This window comes from Kineococcus gynurae, from assembly GCF_042433995.1.
GTDB lineage: Bacteria > Actinomycetota > Actinomycetes > Actinomycetales > Kineococcaceae > Kineococcus > Kineococcus gynurae.
The window spans coordinates 19317-38749 of record NZ_JBHLUI010000008.1; the positions used below are offsets into that span (position 1 = coordinate 19317).

Annotated in this window: 23 protein-coding genes and 1 other RNA gene; 21 read left to right on the forward strand and 3 right to left on the reverse strand. The window is 74.2% G+C overall.

What is annotated here, in order from left to right; translation table 11 throughout:
• The first annotated feature begins 26 nt into the window (after nucleotides 1–26).
• The 13 genes from ACFFKU_RS06400 (at nucleotide 27) to ACFFKU_RS06460 (ending at nucleotide 10312) form a co-directional block, all read left to right on the forward strand.
• Complete coding sequence (locus ACFFKU_RS06400) at nucleotides 27–209, forward strand: hypothetical protein (RefSeq protein ID WP_380138021.1); 183 nt, start codon at nucleotides 27–29, stop codon at nucleotides 207–209.
• Nucleotides 206–583 carry a TadE/TadG family type IV pilus assembly protein gene (locus ACFFKU_RS06405; RefSeq protein ID WP_380136603.1) on the forward strand — a complete coding sequence of 126 codons (378 nt, stop codon included), beginning with the start codon at nucleotides 206–208 and terminating at the stop codon, nucleotides 581–583. The genes ACFFKU_RS06400 and ACFFKU_RS06405 overlap by 4 nt, the downstream gene beginning before the upstream one ends.
• A complete protein-coding gene (locus ACFFKU_RS06410; RefSeq protein ID WP_380136605.1) occupies nucleotides 580–1026 on the forward strand; it encodes a pilus assembly protein in 447 nt (148 codons plus the stop codon). Before ACFFKU_RS06405 ends, ACFFKU_RS06410 begins: the two co-directional genes overlap by 4 nt.
• Nucleotides 1023–1502: a pilus assembly protein TadG-related protein gene (locus ACFFKU_RS06415; RefSeq protein WP_380136607.1), complete on the forward strand. Its 480-nt coding sequence runs from the start codon at nucleotides 1023–1025 to the stop codon at nucleotides 1500–1502. The genes ACFFKU_RS06410 and ACFFKU_RS06415 overlap by 4 nt, the downstream gene beginning before the upstream one ends.
• A gap of 79 nt (nucleotides 1503–1581) precedes the next feature.
• On the forward strand, nucleotides 1582–2271 hold the full coding sequence (locus tag ACFFKU_RS06420; RefSeq protein ID WP_380136608.1) for an SDR family NAD(P)-dependent oxidoreductase: 690 nt from the start codon (nucleotides 1582–1584) through the stop codon (nucleotides 2269–2271).
• 93 nt (nucleotides 2272–2364) lie between these two features.
• A complete protein-coding gene (prfB, locus tag ACFFKU_RS06425; RefSeq protein ID WP_380136609.1) occupies nucleotides 2365–3474 on the forward strand; it encodes a peptide chain release factor 2 in 1110 nt (369 codons plus the stop codon).
• A gap of 105 nt (nucleotides 3475–3579) precedes the next feature.
• Entirely contained in the window at nucleotides 3580–4266 is a 687-nt protein-coding gene (gene ftsE / locus ACFFKU_RS06430; protein ID WP_380136611.1) for a cell division ATP-binding protein FtsE, read from the forward strand.
• A 53-nt stretch (nucleotides 4267–4319) separates the two neighbouring features.
• Nucleotides 4320–5234 carry a permease-like cell division protein FtsX gene (ftsX, locus tag ACFFKU_RS06435; RefSeq protein ID WP_380136612.1) on the forward strand — a complete coding sequence of 305 codons (915 nt, stop codon included), beginning with the start codon at nucleotides 4320–4322 and terminating at the stop codon, nucleotides 5232–5234.
• Between the two features lie 95 nt (nucleotides 5235–5329).
• Entirely contained in the window at nucleotides 5330–5800 is a 471-nt protein-coding gene (gene smpB / locus ACFFKU_RS06440) for an SsrA-binding protein SmpB (RefSeq protein ID WP_380136613.1), read from the forward strand.
• 106 nt (nucleotides 5801–5906) lie between these two features.
• Nucleotides 5907–7772, forward strand: a complete 1866-nt coding sequence (locus ACFFKU_RS06445; protein WP_380136614.1) for a DUF2207 domain-containing protein — start codon at nucleotides 5907–5909, stop codon at nucleotides 7770–7772.
• A gap of 66 nt (nucleotides 7773–7838) precedes the next feature.
• The gene (locus ACFFKU_RS06450) at nucleotides 7839–8765 is read left to right on the forward strand and encodes an NADP-dependent oxidoreductase (protein ID WP_380136616.1); all 927 of its coding nucleotides are present in this window, start codon (nucleotides 7839–7841) and stop codon (nucleotides 8763–8765) included.
• Nucleotides 8766–8888: 123 nt separating this feature from the next.
• Nucleotides 8889–9254, forward strand: a transfer-messenger RNA (tmRNA) gene (ssrA, locus tag ACFFKU_RS06455).
• 218 nt (nucleotides 9255–9472) lie between these two features.
• A complete protein-coding gene (locus tag ACFFKU_RS06460) occupies nucleotides 9473–10312 on the forward strand; it encodes a GGDEF domain-containing protein (protein ID WP_380136617.1) in 840 nt (279 codons plus the stop codon).
• 40 nt (nucleotides 10313–10352) lie between these two features.
• On the opposite strand, the gene ACFFKU_RS06465 is transcribed toward ACFFKU_RS06460, so the two are convergent.
• Complete coding sequence (locus ACFFKU_RS06465) at nucleotides 10353–10685, reverse strand: hypothetical protein (protein WP_380136618.1); 333 nt, start codon at nucleotides 10683–10685, stop codon at nucleotides 10353–10355.
• Between the two features lie 95 nt (nucleotides 10686–10780).
• Between ACFFKU_RS06465 and ACFFKU_RS06470 the strand changes: the two genes are divergently transcribed.
• From ACFFKU_RS06470 to ACFFKU_RS06495, 6 genes are all read left to right on the forward strand, one after another.
• Complete coding sequence (locus ACFFKU_RS06470) at nucleotides 10781–11365, forward strand: YqgE/AlgH family protein (protein WP_380136619.1); 585 nt, start codon at nucleotides 10781–10783, stop codon at nucleotides 11363–11365.
• 35 nt (nucleotides 11366–11400) lie between these two features.
• On the forward strand, nucleotides 11401–11721 hold the full coding sequence (locus ACFFKU_RS06475) for a DUF3039 domain-containing protein (protein WP_380136621.1): 321 nt from the start codon (nucleotides 11401–11403) through the stop codon (nucleotides 11719–11721).
• Nucleotides 11721–13184: an MFS transporter gene (locus ACFFKU_RS06480; RefSeq protein WP_380136623.1), complete on the forward strand. Its 1464-nt coding sequence runs from the start codon at nucleotides 11721–11723 to the stop codon at nucleotides 13182–13184. The genes ACFFKU_RS06475 and ACFFKU_RS06480 overlap by 1 nt, the downstream gene beginning before the upstream one ends.
• Nucleotides 13185–13210: 26 nt before the next feature.
• Nucleotides 13211–15007, forward strand: a complete 1797-nt coding sequence (locus ACFFKU_RS06485; RefSeq protein WP_380138022.1) for a DEAD/DEAH box helicase — start codon at nucleotides 13211–13213, stop codon at nucleotides 15005–15007.
• Nucleotides 15008–15056: 49 nt separating this feature from the next.
• Nucleotides 15057–15512: an SRPBCC family protein gene (locus ACFFKU_RS06490; protein ID WP_380136624.1), complete on the forward strand. Its 456-nt coding sequence runs from the start codon at nucleotides 15057–15059 to the stop codon at nucleotides 15510–15512.
• Between the two features lie 91 nt (nucleotides 15513–15603).
• Nucleotides 15604–16386, forward strand: coding sequence for an RDD family protein (locus tag ACFFKU_RS06495; RefSeq protein WP_380136625.1), 783 nt, complete (start codon nucleotides 15604–15606; stop codon nucleotides 16384–16386).
• A 33-nt stretch (nucleotides 16387–16419) separates the two neighbouring features.
• Here ACFFKU_RS06495 and ACFFKU_RS06500 read toward each other — a convergent pair whose 3' ends face one another.
• Together ACFFKU_RS06500 and ACFFKU_RS06505 are read right to left on the reverse strand one after the other, a co-directional pair.
• Complete coding sequence (locus ACFFKU_RS06500; protein ID WP_380136626.1) at nucleotides 16420–17022, reverse strand: isochorismatase family protein; 603 nt, start codon at nucleotides 17020–17022, stop codon at nucleotides 16420–16422.
• A complete protein-coding gene (locus ACFFKU_RS06505) occupies nucleotides 17019–18323 on the reverse strand; it encodes a nicotinate phosphoribosyltransferase (RefSeq protein ID WP_380136628.1) in 1305 nt (434 codons plus the stop codon). The genes ACFFKU_RS06500 and ACFFKU_RS06505 overlap by 4 nt, the downstream gene beginning before the upstream one ends.
• 76 nt (nucleotides 18324–18399) lie before the next feature.
• Between ACFFKU_RS06505 and clpS the strand changes: the two genes are divergently transcribed.
• Nucleotides 18400–18723 (forward strand): ATP-dependent Clp protease adapter ClpS, encoded by a 324-nt coding sequence (gene clpS, locus ACFFKU_RS06510; protein ID WP_380136630.1) that lies wholly within the window; start codon nucleotides 18400–18402, stop codon nucleotides 18721–18723.
• 7 nt (nucleotides 18724–18730) lie between these two features.
• Complete coding sequence (locus ACFFKU_RS06515; protein ID WP_380136631.1) at nucleotides 18731–19339, forward strand: DUF2017 domain-containing protein; 609 nt, start codon at nucleotides 18731–18733, stop codon at nucleotides 19337–19339.
• Nucleotides 19340–19433 lie beyond the last annotated feature (94 nt).

Consider the following 19433-nt stretch of genomic DNA (forward strand, 5'->3'; position numbering starts at 1 on the left):
TCCCCGTGCCCCGTCCGCTCGTCACCCTGCTCGTCCTGCTCCGGACCCGCTTCGCCAGCGGCGGCCCCGCCGACCGCGGCGACGTCCCCGGGTGGGTGCTCGTCACGATCATGACCGCTGGTCTGGTGGTCGGTCTGTGGGCGGTGGCCGCACCCCGTCTCGGTGCCGTCTTCACCCAGGCGATCGACACGGTCGTCGCCGGGCTGTGAGGTCCGACGACGGGTCGGCCGTCGCGGAGTTCGCGATGGTCGCCGGGTTGCTGGCCCTGCTCTTCGCCGCGGTCCTGCAGCTGGCCCTGGCCCAGCACGTGCGTTCGACGGCCATCGACTGCGCGACCTCGGGCGCCCTGGTGGGGGCGCGCCTGCCCGTCTCCCCGGCGGCCGGGGCGCAACGCACCCGCGAGCTCCTCGCGGCCTCCCTGTCCCCGGCCTACGCCCGCGACGTCAGCGCCCGCGTGGTCGACGTGGACGGGGTCGCGGAGGTGGAGGTCGTGGTCCGCGCGCCGCTGCCGGTCGTGGCCCTGGCCGGACCGGCGCGGTCGCTGGAGGTACGCGGGCACGCGCTGGCCGAGGAGGCGCCGTGACCGGGTCCGCGCGCGGGGCCGGCCCCCGTGACGCCGGCAGCGCCGCGATCGAGTTCCTCACCGTGGGGGTGCTGCTGCTCGTCCCGATCGCCTACCTGCTGCTCTGCCTCGGACGGGTCCAGGCCGCCACCTTCGCCGCGGGCACGGCGGCCCGGCAGGCCGCGCTCCTGGTCGCCTCCGACCCGGCGGCGCTCGCCACCCGGCGGGCGCGGGCGGCCGTGGTGCTCGCCCTGGGCGACCAGGGGTTCCCGGCCGGGGCGGGCGACCTGCGCCTGCACTGCTCGGCCACCCCGTGCCGCACCCCGCAGGCCGAGGTCCGCGCCACGGTGGGCGTCACCGTGCCCCTGCCGTTGCTGTCCGGGCTCACCGAGCGGGGCACGGTGCTCGTGCGGGTCACGGAGGTCGCGGTCGTGGACCGGTTCCTCGCCCCGGGACCGGCGTGAACGGCCCGCGGCCCGGCGTCGGGGCGGTGGAGGCCGGACGCGACGAGGGACGGATCGCGCTGCTGTCCCTGGCCTTCGGCCTGCTGGCCCTGCTCCTCGTCCTGGTGCTGAGCAGTGCCACCGCCGTCCACCTGCAGCGGCAGCGACTCACCGCCCTGGCCGACGCCGCGGCCCGGGACGCGGCCGACGAGGTCGACCTGCGGGCCTACTACACGGGGACGCGCGCCGGGCCGTTGCCGCTGGACCCCGCCGGTGTGCGCCGGGTCGCCCGCGAGCACCTGTCCCGGGCCTCCGCCGTGGGCGCGGGGTTGCCGGACGTGGCGGTCGACCCGGCGACCGGGTCCCCCGACGGCACCACCGCGGTCGTCGTGCTGGACGCACGCCTGCACCCACCGTTCGCCGACCTGCTGCCGGGACGGTTCCGGGCCGGGATCGCGGCCCGGGTCGACGCCCGGGCCGTGGCGGTCCTGCGCTGAGCCCCTCCGCCGCACCGGGCCCCCGCCGGGCCCGGGATCACCGGATGCGTCCGGCCGTGATGTCCGTACCGTCGTCGGGGTGAGCGATCTCTCCCAGGCCCGCATCCTCGTCACGGGCGCCTCCGGCGGTCTCGGCCGCCCCCTCGTGCAGCAGCTCGCGGCCGCCGGGGCGACCCTCGTCGTCTCGGCCCGCGACGCCGGGCGCCTGGCGGACCTGCCGGGCACCGCCGTCGCCGCCGACCTCAGCACCCCGGGCGGCCCGGCCGAGGTCGTCGAGCGGGCGGTCGCCGAGCTGGGCGGGCTCGACGGTCTCGTCCACGCCGCCGGGGTCGTGGCCTTCGGCCCGGTCACCGACGCCGACGACGACCTGCTCGACGAGGTCCTGCTGGCCGACCTCGTCGGGCCGATCCGCCTGCTCCGGGCGGCGGTGGAGCCGTTGACCGCGGCGGCGAAGGACCGCGGGGACGCGTTCGCCGCGGTCGTCTCGGCCGTGGTCGCCGAGACCCCCATGCCGCACATGGCGGCCTACTCCGCCGCCAAGGCCGGGTTGTCCGCCTTCGACGCCGCCCTGGGCAAGGAGCTGCGACGGGCCAAGGTCCGGGTCCTCGACATCCGTCCGCCGCACACCGAGACGGGCCTCGCGACCCGACCGGTGGCCGGGACCGCGCCGAAGCTGCCGCAGGGGCTGGACCCGGAGGCGGTCGCGACCCGCATCGTCACCGCACTGCGCGAGGACGAGACCGACCTGCCCTCCTCCGCCTTCTCCTGAGCCCACCCCGGGGAGCCGGCCGAGGTGCGAGGCGGCCCGGGGGCGGTCCCGGGCCGTCGGGGGCCGCCCGCGGGCCGCGTAAGCTCGACGGTCGTGGCCATCGACTTCCCCGTAGAGATCAGCGCACTCCGTTCCAAGTACGCCTCCATCCGTGAGGTGTCCGACCTGGACCGGCTGCGGGGCGAGGTCGCCGAGCTCTCCGAGCAGGCGGCCGCGCCGGACCTGTGGGACGACGTCGAGAAGGCGCAGGCGCTGACCAGCCGCCTCTCCACGCTGCAGGCCGAGCTGGACCGGGTCGAGAAGATGGGCTCGCGCATCGACGACCTCGAGGTGCTGGTCGAGCTGGCCGAGGGTGAGGACGACGCCGACACCCTCGCCGAGGCCGAACGGGAGCTGTCCGGGGTCCGCAAGGCGCTGGACGACCTCGAGATCCGCACGTTGTTGTCGGGGGAGTACGACGCCCGCGAGGCGCTCGTGACCATCCGCTCGGAGGCCGGGGGCGTGGACGCCGCCGACTTCGCCGAGATGCTGATGCGCATGTACCTGCGCTGGTCGGAGCGGCGCGGGTACAAGACCGAGGTCTACGACACGTCCTACGCGGAGGAGGCGGGGATCAAGTCGGCGACCTTCAAGGTGGCCGCGCCCTACGCCTACGGCACGCTCTCGGTCGAGCAGGGCACGCACCGCCTGGTGCGCATCTCGCCCTTCGACAACCAGGGCCGGCGGCAGACGTCCTTCGCGGGCGTCGAGGTCCTGCCCGTGGTGGAGGAGACCGACCACATCGACATCCCCGAGAACGACGTCCGGGTCGACGTCTACCGCTCCTCGGGTCCCGGCGGGCAGTCGGTCAACACCACGGACTCCGCGGTCCGGCTGACCCACATCCCCACCGGGATCGTGGTGACCTGCCAGAACGAGAAGTCGCAGCTGCAGAACAAGGCCGCCGCCCTGCGCGTCCTGCAGGCCAAGCTGCTGGAGAAGGCCCGCCAGGACCGTCAGGCCGAGCTCGACGCCCTGAAGGGCGAGGACTCCGGGTCGTGGGGCAACCAGATGCGGTCCTACGTCCTGCAGCCGTACAAGATGGTCAAGGACCTGCGCACCAGCCACGAGGTCGGCAACGCCGACGCGGTCTTCGACGGCGACATCGACGGCTTCCTGTCCTCCGGGATCCGCTGGCGCCGTCAGGCTGAGCACGCAGGCTGACACTCGCATCACCCTGGGTCGAAGATCTCACCCGTTCGGTCGCCTACAGTGGCTCGAGGTCAGCAGCACCACCCCACCTGTCCCCGAGACTGACCGCCCCGACGAGTGATCACTTTCGAACGCGTCAGCAAGGTCTACGGCGCCGGGCAGCGTCCCGCGCTGTCGGAACTGACCCTGCAGATCGACAAGGGCGAGTTCGTCTTCCTCGTCGGCCCCAGCGGTTCGGGCAAGTCCACCTTCCTGCGCCTGGCGCTGAAGGAGGACCGCGCCTCCAGCGGCACGGTGACCGTCGCGGGGCGGGACGTCGGGCGCCTGCGCAGCTGGAAGGTGCCCGCGCTGCGCCGCCAGATCGGCGTCGTCTTCCAGGACTTCCGCCTGCTGCACGACAAGAGCGTCTACGAGAACGTCGCGTTCGCCCTGCAGGTGCTCGGCAAACCTCGGCACGTCGTCGCGCAGACCGTGCCCGAGGTGCTGCAGCTGGTCGGCCTGGCCGGCAAGGAGAAGCGGCGACCGCACGAGCTGTCCGGTGGCGAGCAGCAGCGCGTCGCCATCGCGCGGGCCTTCGTCAACCGGCCCTCGATCCTGCTGGCCGACGAACCCACCGGGAACCTCGACCCCACCACCAGTGTCGGGATCATGAAGCTCCTCGACCGGATCAACCGCACCGGCACCACGATCGTGATGGCCACCCACGACGACGACATCGTCGACCAGATGCGCAAGCGGGTGGTCGAGCTCGTCGACGGCCGCCTCGTGCGCGACGAGGACCGCGGCGTCTACGGGTCGCGCTGAGCCCGCACCGCTCGAGCACCGCTCGACTCTGAACGAGAAAGGGGATCGCGGCAGTGCGCCTCGGCTTCATCCTGAACGAGATGTTCATCGGGTTGCGTCGCAACCTGACCATGACGGTCTCGGTCGTCCTGGTGACCATGGTGTCGCTGTTCTTCTTCGGCGCCGGTCTGCTGGTGCAGCAGCAGGTCGACATCATGAAGGGCACCTGGTACGACCGCGTCCAGGTCTCGATCTTCCTGTGCGGGGCGGAGAGCCTGCCGACCGCCTGCCCCGGGGGCGCGGTGACCGACGCCCAGCGCGACGCGATCCGGGCCGAGCTGACCACGGGCTCGCTGGCCCCGCTGGTGGACCAGGTCTACTACGAGTCGCAGGAGCAGGCGTACGAGAACTTCCTGCAGACCTTCGACCAGGCCTACGCGGCCAACGTCACCCCCGACCAGCTGCCGGAGTCCTTCCGGGTCAGTCTGACCGACCCCTCCCGCTACGAGGAGATCCGCGACGCGTTCACGGGCTACCCCGGCGTGGAGGAGGTTCCGGACCTGCAACGCATCCTCGGGCCGTTGTTCGCGGCCCTGGACGCGGCGACGGTCGTGGCCCTGGGACTGGCGGGGTTGATGCTGGTCTGCTCGGTCATGCTGGTCTCGACCACGATCCGGCTGACCGCCTTCAGCCGGCGCCGGGAGACGAGCATCATGCGGCTGGTCGGGGCCTCGCGGCTGCTGATCCAGCTGCCGTTCGTGCTCGAGGGCGTCGTCGCGGCGCTGATCGGGTCGGTGCTCGCCTCGGGGGCGCTCTGGGCCCTGACCGAGTACGGCCTCGGCCGGTTGCGCGACCGGCCCAACTTCACCACCCGCCTCATCGACTCCCACGACGTGCTCGTGGAGACCGCGCCCTGGATGCTGCTGGTCGGGGTGGTCCTCGCCGTCCTCGCCTCGCTGTTCAGCCTGCGGCGCTGGCTCAAGGTCTGAATTCTCCGCTGCGCCCGCGGCGGGGCCCCGACTAGACTCGACCGTTCCGCCCGCACCGCGCGGCCGGGTCAAGATCGACGTCGAGGAGTTCCGCCGTGCCCCGCGAGACCGGCCGCAAGGTGATCGCGAGCAACCGCAAGGCTCGCCACGACTACCACATCGACGACACCCTCGAGGCGGGCGTCGTGCTGATGGGCACCGAGGTCAAGGCGTTGCGGATGGGGCGGGCCTCCCTGGTCGACGGGTTCATCCAGCTCGACCGCGGCGAGCTCTGGCTCGAGCACGTGCACATCCCCGAGTACGTGCAGGGGACCTGGACCAACCACTCGCCCCGCCGACGGCGCAAGCTGCTCGTCCACCGGCACGAGATCGACAAGTGGGCCGGCAAGCTGCGGGAGTCCGGGCGCACGATCGTCCCGTTGCAGCTCTACTTCAGCGACGGTCGGGTCAAGGTCGAGATCGCGCTGGCCCGCGGCAAGAAGGAGTACGACAAGCGGCACGCGTTGCGCGAGCGCCAGGACAACCGCGAGGCCGAACGCGCGATGTCGCTGCGGCAGAACCGCTGACGCAGGGCCGCTGAGCGCCGGCGGCGTTCGTCCGTCGTTCGTCGGAGTCGGGCCCGGGCCGTCCTGGGGATGCGCGCGGGGGGTCCGGTGCGGTCGGATCGCTGGCATGCCCGCGTTCGCCCACCCCCGGACCCCGACGATCCCGTGCCCCGGGACGGGCGCGCGGCGGGGGCGCGGACGGACCCTGGGCCTGCGGCTGGCCGCCGTGGTGCTGGCGGCCGGCGTGTCGGGCGGCCCGCTCGCGGCCTCCGCGGCCGCCGCCGAGGAGCCGGGCGACGACGAGGCGGTCCGCTCCATCCAGGCCACCCTGACCGTCGAGGGCGACGGCTCCCTCCGGGTGCGGGAGGAGATCACCTACGACTTCGGGTCGCAGGAACGGCACGGGTTGCTGCGCACGATCCCGGTGACGGCTCCCTTCGACCAGACGCACGACCGGCTCTACCCGGTCGGCGACCTCACGGTGAGCAGCCCGAGCGGGGCGCCCGTGCAGGTCCAGCAGGAGACCGACGGCGGCGTCCTGGAACTGCGCATCGGCGATCCCGACCGCGACGACGTGACGGGTGTGCAGACCTACGTGCTGGACTACCGGATGCAGGCCGTGGCCGATCGCACCCCGACCGGCGTGAGCGTCGCGGTCGACGCGGTCGGGACGGGATGGGCCGTCCCCGTCCGGGAGGTCGGGGTGAGTGTCGAGACCCCGGTCGAGCCGATCGCGGTGCGGTGCGTCTTCGGCGCCGACGGCTCGCGCACCCCCTGCCCCGCCGCGGTCACGTCCCCCGGCGGGGCCCGCTTCGAGGTCACCGGGCTGGGGCCGGAGGAGGGGGTCACGGTCGGCGTGGACCTGCCGCCCGGTGCGATCACCCCCGCCGCCCCGGTGCTCACCGAGACGTTCAGTCCGGCCCGCGCCTTCAGCCTCGCGCCGGCTCCGCTCGGGGCCGCGCTGGGCGTGCTCGCCCTGGGCGGGGCCGCGATCGTCGCGGCCCGACGGCGCCACCGTGACCGGCCCGACCGGCGACCCGGGGGCAACGGGGTCGAGGGGGTGAGCGCCTACCACGCCACCCCGCCCGACGGGGTGGCCCCCGGGGTGCTCGGGTCGCTGGTGCACGGCGGGGCCACCGACGACCACGTGGTGGCGACCGTCCTGGACCTGGCCCGGCGCGGGCACCTGGAGATCGAGGCCGAGGGAACCGGCCCGACGAGCGAGGACGAACCGGGGGAGGGGCCGCCCGCGGACTACCGCCTGCGTCGTCTGGAGGGCCGTGACGCGCTGAGCCCGGCCGAACGTCGGCTGCTGAAGACCCTGTTCCGCAAACGGTCCCGGGAGAGCACGCTCTCGGCGCTGCGCACCCGGGCCTCCGCGGGGACCGCCGAGGTCCGGCAGCTGCTCGACGAGGCCGCGGTCGAGCGCGGATGGTTCACCCGTCGTCCGGTCGAGGCGCGCAGCCGCTGGGTCCTGGTGGCGGTCGCGGTGCTGGTCGCGGGACTGGTGGCGACGGGGCTGCTGGCCTGGCTCACCACGTTCGGGGCGGTCGGTGCCGCGCTCACCCTGGTCGGGGTGGCGGGGCTGGTCGGGATGGTCGGGGTGTCGCCGTTGACGCCGGCCGGTCACGCCGTGCGGGCCGACGGCCTGGCCTTCCGCGACACCCTGGCCCGGTACGCGCAGGTGCCGGGGGCCGACGGCGAACGGTTCGGGCAGTTCCTGCCCCACGCCGTCGCCCTGGGCGCGACCAAGGAGTGGACGGCCGGGGCCCGGACCCTGCAGGCCACCTCGCCCGTGCCGGTCCCCGACTGGTTCGGCCGCTCCGAGGGGGCCACCCTCAACATCGCCGTGTTCGGCGGGCTGATCGGCACCTTCTCGGCCCGGTCCTCCGACGCCCTGGGGGCACCGGCCCCGAGCGCGACGTCGAGCACCTCGGGCACGAGCACCTTCACCGGTGGCGGGGCGGGGGGAGGGGGCGGCGGGTCCTGGTGACCCGCGCGTCGGGGCCCGTCGCGGTCTCGCCGTGCGGCCCGTCGCGCCCCTGCCTACGGTCACGGCGTGAGAGCAGCCGCACTGACCGAGTTCGGGGGCGCCGACAAGGTGTCCCTCCGCGACGTCGCCGATCCGCCCGTGGGACCCGACACCGTCCTGGTGTCCGTCCGCGCCGCCGGCGTCAACCCCGTCGACTGGAAGGTGGCGTCCGGGAAGCTGAAACCTTTGTTCCCGCACCGGTTCCCGCTCGTCCCCGGGTGGGACGTCGCCGGCGTCGTGGAGCGGGTCGGGCCGGCCGTCACCGAGTTCGCCCCCGGTGACGAGGTGATCGCCTACGCCCGCCGCGACGACGTGCAGTGGGGCACCTACGCCGAGCTGGTCCCGGTGCCGGTCCGCTGCGTCGCCGCCGCCCCCGTCTCCGTCGACCTCACCCACGCCGCGGCCCTCCCGTTGGCCGGGTTGACCGCCCTGCAGGCGGTCGAGGCCGTCGGCGTCGGACCCGACGACACCGTGCTCGTGCACGCGGCCGCCGGCGGGGTCGGGCAGTTCGCGGCCCAGCTGGCCCGGCTGCGGGGGGCCAGGGTCATCGGCACCGCCGGCCCGGACAACCACGCCTACCTGCGCGAGACGTTGCACGTCGAGGCGGTCGAGTACGGCGAGGGTCTGGCCGAGCGGGTGCGTGCCCTCGCCCCGGACGGGGTCGACGCCGCGCTGGACTTCGTCGGGGGCGACGCGCTGGACGTCTCCCCGGCCCTCGTCCACGACCCGGGTCGCATCGTCACCGTGGTCGACGCCGCGGCGGTGGCCGAGCTCGGTGGGCGCTACGTCTTCGTCCGGCCCGACGCCGCGGGGCTGGCCCACCTGGTGGAGCTGGTGGACGCCGGCGAGCTGCACGTCGACCTGGCCCGGACGTTCCCGCTGGCCGAGGTGGCCCGCGCCTGGGAGCTGTCGCAGACCGGTCACGTCCGCGGCAAGGTCGTCATCGAGGTCTGAGGCGAGCGGAGGCGGGCCGGGCGGGGGTCTGGGCGGGGACCGGTAACCCGCTCGTCCTTCCCGCCGGACGGGCGTAGACTTGCCGTGCTTCCCGGGTCCGCCCGGGGGACGACAACTCAACACGGGGATGACAGGTTTCGACGTCGGTCGTCGAAGCAGGGGAAGCGGGTCGAGGACGCACGGTTATCTCGTCAACGCTCCGTGCAAACCTATAGGTGCCGATTCCAAGCGCACCGAGTTCGCCCTCGCCGCCTGAGCGAGTGCGACTCTGTCATCCCGGGTGCGCCTCCGCCCCGGGTCCTGGCATCGACTAGGAGGCTCACCTCTCGCCGAGGTCGCGTAGGCGAGAGGGACACTCAACGCGGCTGGGCCCGGCGGTGACTCGCTCGTCGGAACACCGGGGCCGAGCAGACCGATAGACGAGCTGCACCCGGAGAAGCCCTGGTGACACGCTGACGGACGCGGGTTCGATTCCCGCCATCTCCACCGGTTGATCGAGGCGGTACCCCTGCGGGGGTGCCGCCTCGAGTCGTTCCCGGCCCCAGAACCCTCATCCAGGGGTTGATCGTTCGTCGATCCCCACCCTCCGGGAACGCTGAGTCACCTCGTGTCCGCCGTCCGAAGGAGATCCCTGGACGTGGTTGGACGTCCGCCCTCCGCCCCCGCACCGTTGACCCTGCCCGGGGGGGCGCATGAGTGGAGGGCACGTGGATCAGGACGAGTACCGCGGACTCGTCGAGAACTCACCGATGGCGATCTTCGTCGTGCGGGAGGGTCTCGTGGTGTGGGCCAACCCGGCGGCCGAGACCCTGAGCGGGTCGGCCGTGGGACGAGCCTTCGTCGAGCTGCTGGAGGAGGACGACCGCGACGACGCGGCCGACGTGCTGGACCGGGCGGCCCGCGGGGGCGGCGGGGTCGCCGAGTGGCGGCTGCGCCGACCGGAGGGGGACGCCGACCCGCTGGTGCTGGAGGTGCTCCTCGGGGTCACCGAGGTCGACGGCATCCCGTCGGTCAGCCTCGCCTGCTGGGACGTCTCCGGCCACGTCGAACGACAGCGCGACCTCTCCTACCGGGCGACCCACGACCGGTTGACGGGGCTGCCGAACCGTTCGCTGCTGGAGGACCGGTGGCGTCTGCTGCGCTCGCGGTCCGCCCGTGGCGGTCGACCCCCGCTGGTGGTCTTCTGCGACGTCGACGGGCTCAAGCAGGTCAACGACACGTACGGCCACGCCGCGGGCGACGCGGCCCTGGTGGGGGTGGCCCAGGTGCTGGCGGCCACCGCCCGGGCGGGGGACACCGTCGCCCGGTTCGGGGGCGACGAGTTCGTCGTCCTCGCCGAGAACCCGGGGGACTCCGGGGCCGAGGCGCTCACCGCGCGGCTGGCCCAGGCGCTGGCCGACGTCGTCGTCGGCGTGGGGGAGGACCGGCAGGTCCGGGTCCGCAGCAGCATCGGCTCGGTCGTGGACGATCCGGCGCTGCCCCCGGTGCAGGTGCTCGCCCAGGCCGACGCCCGGATGTACCGGCGCAAACGGGGCGAGCAGGACTGAGGGTCCCGCCCGGGTGCCAGGGGCACCGACCCGTCGTCGGTCAGCGGGTGCGGGTGGGTCGGGCGCGGTCGGCCAGGTGACCGCGGATCTCGCCCACCCGGTCCTCGGCGACCAGGCGGACGACCTCGCCGACCTCGACCGCGGTCAGCCCGCCGAACCAGCTGACGGTCTGGCACACCGGGGCCCGGCCGGGTTCGGCCGACCCCCACCCGACCCCGAGCTGGACGGCGTCGGGGGCCGGGGCCTGGTCGAGGACGACGAGAACGCTGCGCCGACCCGCCCGGACGGCCGGGCGCAACCGGTGCAGCAGCCCGACCTCCTGCGGCGGGACCAGGAGGAACGCGATGCGGGGGGTGGGGAAGACGCTGTCCATCCCGGAACTGTAGATAATGATTCTCACTTAAGCGACCCTGGGCCGGTCGTCGGCTCACCGCCCGCCGCGCCCCGGCGGGGGGCCATGATGGAGCCATGCGCAAGCTGCCCGCCTCGGGCCTCACGGGACGTCTGCTGACGGCCACGCCGTCGCTGCGCGACCCGAACTTCGCGCGCAGCGTCGTGCTCGTCCTCAACCACGACGACGACGGGGCCCTGGGCGTGGTCGTGAACCGGCCCCTCGACGTGGACGTCGACGTCGTCCTGCCCGCCTGGCAGCCGTTGGCCACTGCTCCGGGCAAGCTCTTCCAGGGTGGTCCCGTCGCCCTCGACTCCGCGCTCGGCCTCGTCGCCGTCCCCGGCGACCGGCCGGACCCGGTGGGCGTGCGGCGGGTGTTCGGCTCCGCCGGTCTGGGCTCGGTCGGGCTCGTCGACCTCGACACCCCGCCGGAGACCGTCGGTCCGGAGCTCGCCGGCCTCCGCATCTTCGCCGGCTACGCGGGCTGGAGCGCGGCCCAGCTCGAGGAGGAGATCGCCGACGGCGCCTGGTTCGTGCTCCCCGCCGAGGCCCGCGACGCCTTCACCGACGATCCCGAGGATCTCTGGGCGGCCGTCCTGCGGCGACAGGGCGGCGACCTCGCGCTGGTGGCCAGCTTCCCCGCCGACCCCACCCTCAACTGAGACCGCCCGCCGGTCCCGGACGTAGGATCGCGGCCATGAGCTCGCCCTTCGACGACCCCCGCTCCGACCAGCCGCAGCCGCAGACGCAGCCCTCGGCCACCCCGTCGCGCACGGCGGTCCTCGACCGCGAGGAGCAGGTCCGCGAGGAGACCCAGGCGGGCGACCACGAGCGGTTCGCGCACTACGTCCAGAAGCACAAGATCATGGAGTCCGCGGTCTCCGGGGAACCGGTCATCGCCCTGTGCGGCAAGGTCTGGGTGCCCGGTCGCGACCCGAAGAAGTTCCCGGTCTGCCCCACCTGCAAGGAGATCTACGAGGGCATCCAGGGCGGCGGCGGGGACGACTCCCGCTCCTGATGGCGGCCCCCACCGACGCGGGGGCGCCGGACGGGGCGGGTACCGGGGGGGTGCCCCGCGGTCGGGGACCGCTCTCGCCCGCCCACCGGGCCACGACCCTCGGGGTCGTCGGGCTGGTGACGATCATCGCCTTCGAGAGCATGGCCGTCGCGACGACCATGCCGGTCACCGCGCAGGCGCTCGGTGGCGTCCGCAGCTACGGGCTCGCGTTCTCCTCCTTCCTCACCGCCAGCCTGTTCGGCACCGTCGCCGCCGGCCCCTGGGCCGACCGGGCCGGGCCGCGCACGCCCCTGGGTGTCGGCGTCGCCCTGTTCGCCGGCGGGCAGCTGCTCTGCGCCCTGACCCCGACGTTCTCCCTGCTCCTGCTGGGCCGGTCGCTGGCCGGGGCCGGAGGCGGCCTCGTGGGGGTCTCGATCTACGTCGTCGTCGGGGCCCGCTACCCCGACGCCCTGCGGCCGCAGATCTTCGGCTACCTCTCCGCGGCCTGGGTGCTGCCCGCGGTGATCGGGCCCGCGGTCGCGGGCTGGGTCACCGCCTGGGCGGGGTGGCGCTGGGTGTTCGGCGGGGTGGTGCCGCTCGCGGCCGTCGCCGCCCTCGTCGTCCTGCCCCGCATCGGCGGTCGGGCCGAGGCGTCCGGGGAACGGGAACCACCGGGCACCGTCCGGTCGCGCGTGCTGCGGGGTCTGCTCCTGGCGCTGGCCGCGGGCGCCTTCCAGCTCGGGGCCGAGGGGGTCACCCGCGGTGGCGTCCCCTCGGTGCTCGCCACGGTCCTCGGGGCGGTGGTCGTCGTCGTCCTGCTGCCGCGGTTGCTGCCGCCCGGGACCCTGCGCTGGGTGCGCGGGCTGCCCAGCGTGATCGCCGTCCGCGGTCTGTTCACCGCGGCGTTCTTCGCGACCGAGGCGTTCGTCCCGCTCATGCTGGTGAGCGAACGCGGTTTCGCGCCCGCGCAGGCCGGACTGGCCCTGGTGAGCGGGGCCTTCGGCTGGTTCTGCGGGACGACCTACCAGGCCCGCCGTCCCGTCGACTACCCCCGCCACCGCCTGCTCGTGGCCGGCGGGGTGCTCATGACCCTCGGGATCGGGGCGTTGTCCGTGCTCACCGCGACAGGGGCGCCCGGGTGGTTCGTGCTGCTCGCCTGGCTGGCCGCCGGAGGTGGCATGGGCCTCGGGATGTCCACCACGAGCCTGCTGACGCTGCGGATGGCCGAGCCCGGGACGCAGGGGCGGGCCTCCAGCGCCCTGGCCCTCTCGGACAACCTCGGCGGGGTGCTCGGCATCTCGGTGGCCGGGGCCGTCTTCTCCGCCGGGCACGTCGGTGCCGGGGCCGACGAGCCCCTGTTCGCGGGCATCTGGGCCGGGCTGGGGGTCGTGGCGCTCGCGGCAGCGGTCCTCGCCCCCCGCGTCGTCCCGACGCGCACCGGCGGGGTGGGGGCGCCCACGTCGGCTACGGTGGCCGGACCGTGAGCACGACCAGCACCGACCTGTTCGGCATCCCCGCCCAGTCCGACCCGACCGACCGCCCCGCCGGTGAGTCCGGCGGTCGGCCGCTGCGCGCCTGGCAGCGTGCGGCCCTCGCCCGCTACCTGGACCCCGGGCGCGGCGAGCCGGCCGACTTCCTGGTGACCGCGACCCCGGGGGCGGGCAAGACCACGTTCGCCCTGTCCCTGGCGCAGAACCTGCTGCAGCGTCGCCAGATCGATCGGGTCGTCGTCGTCGCCCCCACCGACCACCTGCGCACCCAGTGGGCCGAGGCGGCCCACCGTGCGGGCATCGAGCTCGACCCGACCATGAGCAACGCGGTCGGCCCGGTGCGCTCGGACATGCGCGGCTACGTCACCACCTACGCCCAGGTCGCGGGCCGGCCCATGCTGCACCGGGCCCGGTCGACGGCCAAGCGGTCGCTGGTGATCCTGGACGAGATCCACCACGCCGGGGACGGGCTGTCGTGGGGCGAGGCCGTGCTCGAGGCCTTCGGCGACGCCCGTCGTCGACTCTCGCTGACCGGGACCCCGTTCCGGACCAAGGCCGACGAGCGCATCCCGTTCGTCTCCTACGTCGAGGACGACTCCGTGGAGTCCGAGGGCGGGCTGCGGAGCGTCGCCGACTTCACCTACGGCTACCGCGACGCCCTCGCCGACGGCGTGGTGCGTCCCGTCGTCTTCGCGGCCTACACGGGGACGTCGCGGTGGCGGAACTCCGCGGGCGAGGTGGTCGCCGCCTCGCTCACCGACGCCGGGACGAAGTCGGTCGAGGCGCTGGCCTGGAAGACCGCGCTGGACCCGCGCGGCGACTGGGTCCCGCACGTCATCGCCGCGATGGACGAACGGTTGGAGCACCTGCGCGAGCACGGCATGCACGACGCCGCCGGGCTGGTGCTGGCCTCGGACCAGGAGGACGCGCGCGCCTACGCCAGGATCGTCCAGCGGGTCACGGGGGAGAAGCCCGTCCTGATCCTGTCCGACGACCCGAAGGCGTCGAAGAAGATCCACGAGTTCGCCGACGGCGACCAGCGGTTCGCGGTCTGCGTGCGCATGGTCTCCGAGGGCGTCGACGTCCCCCGGGCCGCCTGCCTGGCCTGGATGACGTCCTACCGGACGCCGTTGTTCTTCGCCCAGGCCGTCGGCCGCGTCGTCCGCTCGCGCGCCCGCGGCGAGTCCGCGACGGTGTTCCTCCCCGCCGTCCGGCCCCTGCTGGCGCTGGCCGCGGCGCTGGAGACCGATCGCGACCACGTCATCGCCCCGCCGGCCTCCGGCGAGCAGCTGCCCGACGGGGACGAGCTCGACCCGTTGCCGCCGCCGGAGCGCGAACCGGGCGGGCCGAAGGAGTACGAGGCGCTGGAGGCGCAGGCCGAGTTCGCCCACGTGCTCTCCGGGGGTCGCGCGCACGTCGGGAGCGACGGCGCCGGCGGCGACCTGACCAGCGAGGACGAGGACTTCCTCGGGCTGCCGGGACTGCTCTCCCCGGAGCAGACCGCGACCCTGCTCGCCCAGCGCGACTCCGAGATCCGCAAGCGCACCTCGCTCCCGCGCGCGGTCGACGAGGTCGAGGACCCGGCCGGGCAGCCGACCGGCGCCGGCGGCGCCCCGGCCGAGGACGCGACCTGGCACACGGCCGCGTTGCTGCGCAAGGAGATCCACGGCCTCGTCGGGCAGGTCGCGGCGCGGCGGCAGCTGCCGCACGCCAAGGTCTACGCCCAGCTCCGCTCCGCCGTGCCCGGCCCCCCCTCCGCCTCGGCCCCGGTCGAGCTGCTGACCCGGCGCCGCGACCACCTGCTCGGCCAGACCTGACCTGGGCGTCCCGCCTCCGTCACGGGCGGTGCTCGGGTAAGTTCTCGGCGTGCCCGAGATCGTCCAGCGGACCATGGTCCGCGCGCCCGTCGACGACGTCTTCGCGATGTCGCTCGACCTCGACGTGGAACGCGTCGCGGGCCGACGGTTCCGGGTCCGCGCGGTCGAGGGCGGTGGACGGACCAGCGGCCGGATCGGGCTGGGCGAGACGGTCCGCTGGCGGTTGCGGCTGTTCGGCCTCCCCGTGACCCACACCTCGGAGATCATCGAGCTCGCCGCCCCCCGGCGGTTCGTCGACCGGATGAACCAGGGGATGTTCGCGGAGTTCTGGCACGAGCACACCTTCGAGACCGAGGGTCCGCAGATGACGATCATGACCGACCGGATGGCCTGGCGCTCGCCGCTCGGCCCCCTCGGTCGGATCGCCGACGGGCTGTTCGTGCGCCGGACCCTGCGCGCCCTGCTCGCCGACCGGAACACCGAGATCGTGCGTCGCTTCTCCTGACCGGGACTCTGCGTCGTCGGGGCGGCGACGGAACGGCGGGGCGTCGTGGGACGTTGGTCCGGCCGAACCCGAACGAGGAGTCCGTCGAACCATGAGCACGCCTGCCGGTTGGTACCCCGACCCGTCCGCCCCGCCCGCCCGGGACTCCTCGACCCCCCGGCCGTTGCGCTGGTGGGACGGTCAGGCGTGGACCGAGAACGTCCACGTCCCCGAGACGCCGGTCGGCGGGCTGAGCTTCGAGAAGCCGGACGAGCGATGGGGCGGGCCGGGGTCGGCCCATCCTCAGGCCCGACCGGTCCCGTGGAGCCGCGGGACCGCCGTCGACCCGGCCGCCCGGCAGACGCACACCCCCGACGGTCAGCCGCTGGGCAACCTGGGCCTGCGCCTGCTGGCCCGGGTCATCGACTACGTGCTCACGTCGGCCATCACGGCCCTGGCCGCCTGGGGCCCGCTGCAGACCGTCGTCACCGCCTTCGAGACCACGTTCCGTGACTCGCTCGCCGCCGCCCGGGCCGGGTCGCCCCCGCCCTCGGCGCTCTCACTGATGGATCAGCCGGGTCTGCAGTCGGCCATGACGCAGATCCTCTGGATCACCGTCGTGATCAGCGCCGTCTACGTCATCGCCTTCACCCGGTTCTTCGGGGGGACGCCGGGGAAGCTGCTCTGCCGGTTGCGGGTGCGGGGCTGGGACCGCAGCGGCCTGCCCACCTGGGGCCAGGCCATCCTCCGGTGGCTCACCCGGGAGGCCCCGGCGAACCTGCTGAGCGTGGTCGGGGGCGTCTACCTCCTGCTCGACTCCCTCTGGCCGCTGTGGGACAAGCGTCGTCAGGGCCTGCACGACAAGCTCGGCAAGACGGTCGTCGTCCGGCGCTGAGCCGCCGGGCGGGCGTCTCGGCGGGGCGCCGGGTCAGCCGGGCAGCAGGGGTTCGCCGACCAGCCGGACCCCGCCCGCGCGCAGCTGCTCCAGCGCCGCCTCGACCGTGGCCGGGGCGATCCCCGCGGTGAGGTCGAGCAGCACGGTGGTCGGGAAACCGGCGGCCGCGGAGTCCGCCGCGGTGGCCCGTACGCAGTGGTCGGTGGCCAGCCCGACGACGTGGACGTCGTCGACGCCCTTGTCCCGCAACCAGTCCGCCAGCCCGACGGCGTCCTCCTCGCCCTCGGCGGTCACGGTCGAGGTCGACCCCTCGAACCCGGAGTACGCCGCCGCGTACTGCCCCTTGCGGAAGACCGCCTCGATCCGCTTCGTGGACAGGGCGTCGTGCAGCAGCGCGCCGTAGCTGCCCGCCCGGCAGTGCGGGGGCCAGGAGTCGACGTAGTCCGGCTCGCGGGAGAAGTGGCTGCCGGGGTCGATGTGGAAGTCCTGGGTGGCCACGACGTGGTCGTAGGTCACGTCGCCCCGGGCCAGCAGCGACGTGATCGCCGCCGCGACCTCGTCGCCGTGCTCGACGGCAAGGGCGCCGCCGGGGCAGAAGTCGTTCTGGACGTCGACGATCACGAGGCAGCGGGTCATGCGGTTCCCTCTCGACGGGGCGGGGGCAGGACGGTCGTCGGGATGGCCGGTTCGCCGCGGGACAGGGCCAGACCGTCCCAGGGCAGGGTCACCAGCGCCCGGCGCAGGTGCTCGCGCGAGGCGTCGAGGTCGTCGAGGCCGGCGACGAGCTCCCCGCCGCGGATCATCGGGATCTGCAGGGGGCGGTCGTGGGGTTCCTCCGGCGGGGCGACGTCCGTGCCCAGGACCTCCTCGGTGGCGGTACCGGTCGCCCGGTGCCGCCGGACGGCGATCTTGCGACCGCCGTGGGTGTTCTTCGACGTGGAGCGCTTGGCCACGGGACGCCCGTCGACGTCCACCAGCTTGTAGACCAGCCCGGCGGTGGGGGCCCCGGACCCGGTGACCAGCGAGGTCCCCACGCCGTAGCCGTCGACCGGGGCGGCGGCCAGGGCCGCGAGCGCGAACTCGTCGAGGTCGCCGGAGACCACGATGCGCGTGCCCGGGCAGCCGAGGTCGTCGAGCTGCCTGCGGGCCTGGACCGCGAGCACGGACAGGTCGCCCGAGTCGATGCGGACCGCACCGAGCTCGGGGCCGGCGACCTCGACCGCGGTGCGGATCCCCTGGGTGATGTCGAACGTGTCCACCAGGAGCGTCGTCCCCACCCCCAGGGCCGCGACCTGGGCCCGGAAGGCGTCGGCCTCGGTGTCGTGCAGCAGGGTGAATGCGTGCGCCGAGGTCCCCGTGGTGGGGATGCCGTGGTCGGCGCCGGCCTGCAGGTTCGACGTTGCGTCGAAACCGGCCAGGTAGGCGGCGCGGGCCGCGGCCACGGCGGCGTCCTCGTGGGTGCGGCGCGAGCCCATCTCGATGAGCCGGCGGTCGCGTGCCGCGGTCACCATCCGGGCGGCGGCCGAGGCGATCGCGCAGTCGTGGTTGAGGATCGAGAGCACCACCGTCTCGAGCACCACGGCCTCGGCGAAGGTGCCCGTCACGGTCAGCAACGGGGAGCCGGGGAAGTACAGCTCGCCCTCGGTGTAACCGTCGACGTCACCGGTGAAGCGGTAGTCGCGCAGGTACTCCAGCGTGCGCTGGTCGAGCTGAGCGGTGGCGCGCAGGTGGTCGAGCGTGTCCGGGTCGAAGCGGAAGTCCCGGATCGCGTCCAGCACCCGCGCGGTCCCGGCCACGACCCCGTAGCGACGCCCCTCGGGCAGCCGACGCGCGAAGACCTCGAACGTGCAGCGGCGCCCGGCGGCCCCGTCGGCCAGGGCGGCCTGCAGCATGGTCAGCTCGTAGTGGTCGGTGAGAAGCGCCGTGCTCGCAGCCATTCGCGGAGCCTAGGGCCTCGGGGCGGGCGCCGACGGCGGGGACGGCCCGCGCCCGGCAGGCTCCTAGAATCGGGCCGTGACCGTGCCACGCCCCGCTTCCGCCGCGGGTGTGCTGACCGCTCCGACCGAGCTGGAGGTGCCCGAGGCCGACACCGTCGCCGACCTCGCCACCCCCTGGATCACCCTGGTCTGGAACGACCCGGTGAACCTCATGTCCTACGTGACCTACGTGTTCCGGACCCACTTCGGCTACTCCGACGAGAAGGCCTCGGCGCTGATGCTCGACGTCCACGAGAAGGGCCGGGCGGTCGTCTCGACCGGGTCGCGCGAGCAGATGGAGCGCGACGTCGAGGCCATGCACGGCTACGGCCTGTGGGCCACGTTGCAGAAGGACGACTGAGCGCACCGTGGCCACCTTCCGGCGTACCCGCCACGGCGCCCTCGCCCTGGACCTCCAGTCCGTCGAGGCCGACGTGCTCGCCTCCCTGGCCCGGGAGGTGCTCGAGCTGCTCGACGTCCGGGGTGACGCCGCGGGGACCGCGGGGGCCCAGGATCCCCTGGCGATCGAGCTCGGTCTCACCGGCCTGGGGGGTGGCGGACCGGTCGAGCCACCCGAGGACGAGGTCCTCGCCCGACTCCTGCCCGACGCCTACGGGGACGACCCCGACGCCTCGGCCGAGTTCCGGCGGTTCACCGAGTCCTCGCTGCGGCAGCGCAAGGCGGCCGCCGCGACCGCGCTGCTGGCCTCGCTGGCCCCCGTCCTCGGCCAGGGCGGGCGCGTGCAGCTCGACCTCGCCGGGGCCCAGACCTGGCTGGCGGCGCTCAACGACATCCGGCTCGCCCTCGGCACCCGTCTCGGCGTGAGCGACGACCCCGACGACGAGCCCGACCCCTTCGCCGACGGCCCCGACGACGGCGAGGACCCGGAGGCCTACGCCTGGGCCGTCTACGACTTCACCACCCACCTGCAGGAGACCCTCGTCCAGTCGCTCTCCCGCGGCCGCCCCTCCCGCTGACCCGCCCCGCCCCATTTCTCCGTGATCAAGGAATTTCCTGACTCCTGCCCCAGAGGCCGGTCCCGGGGCGGGGTAAACGGATGGTCACCGCCCA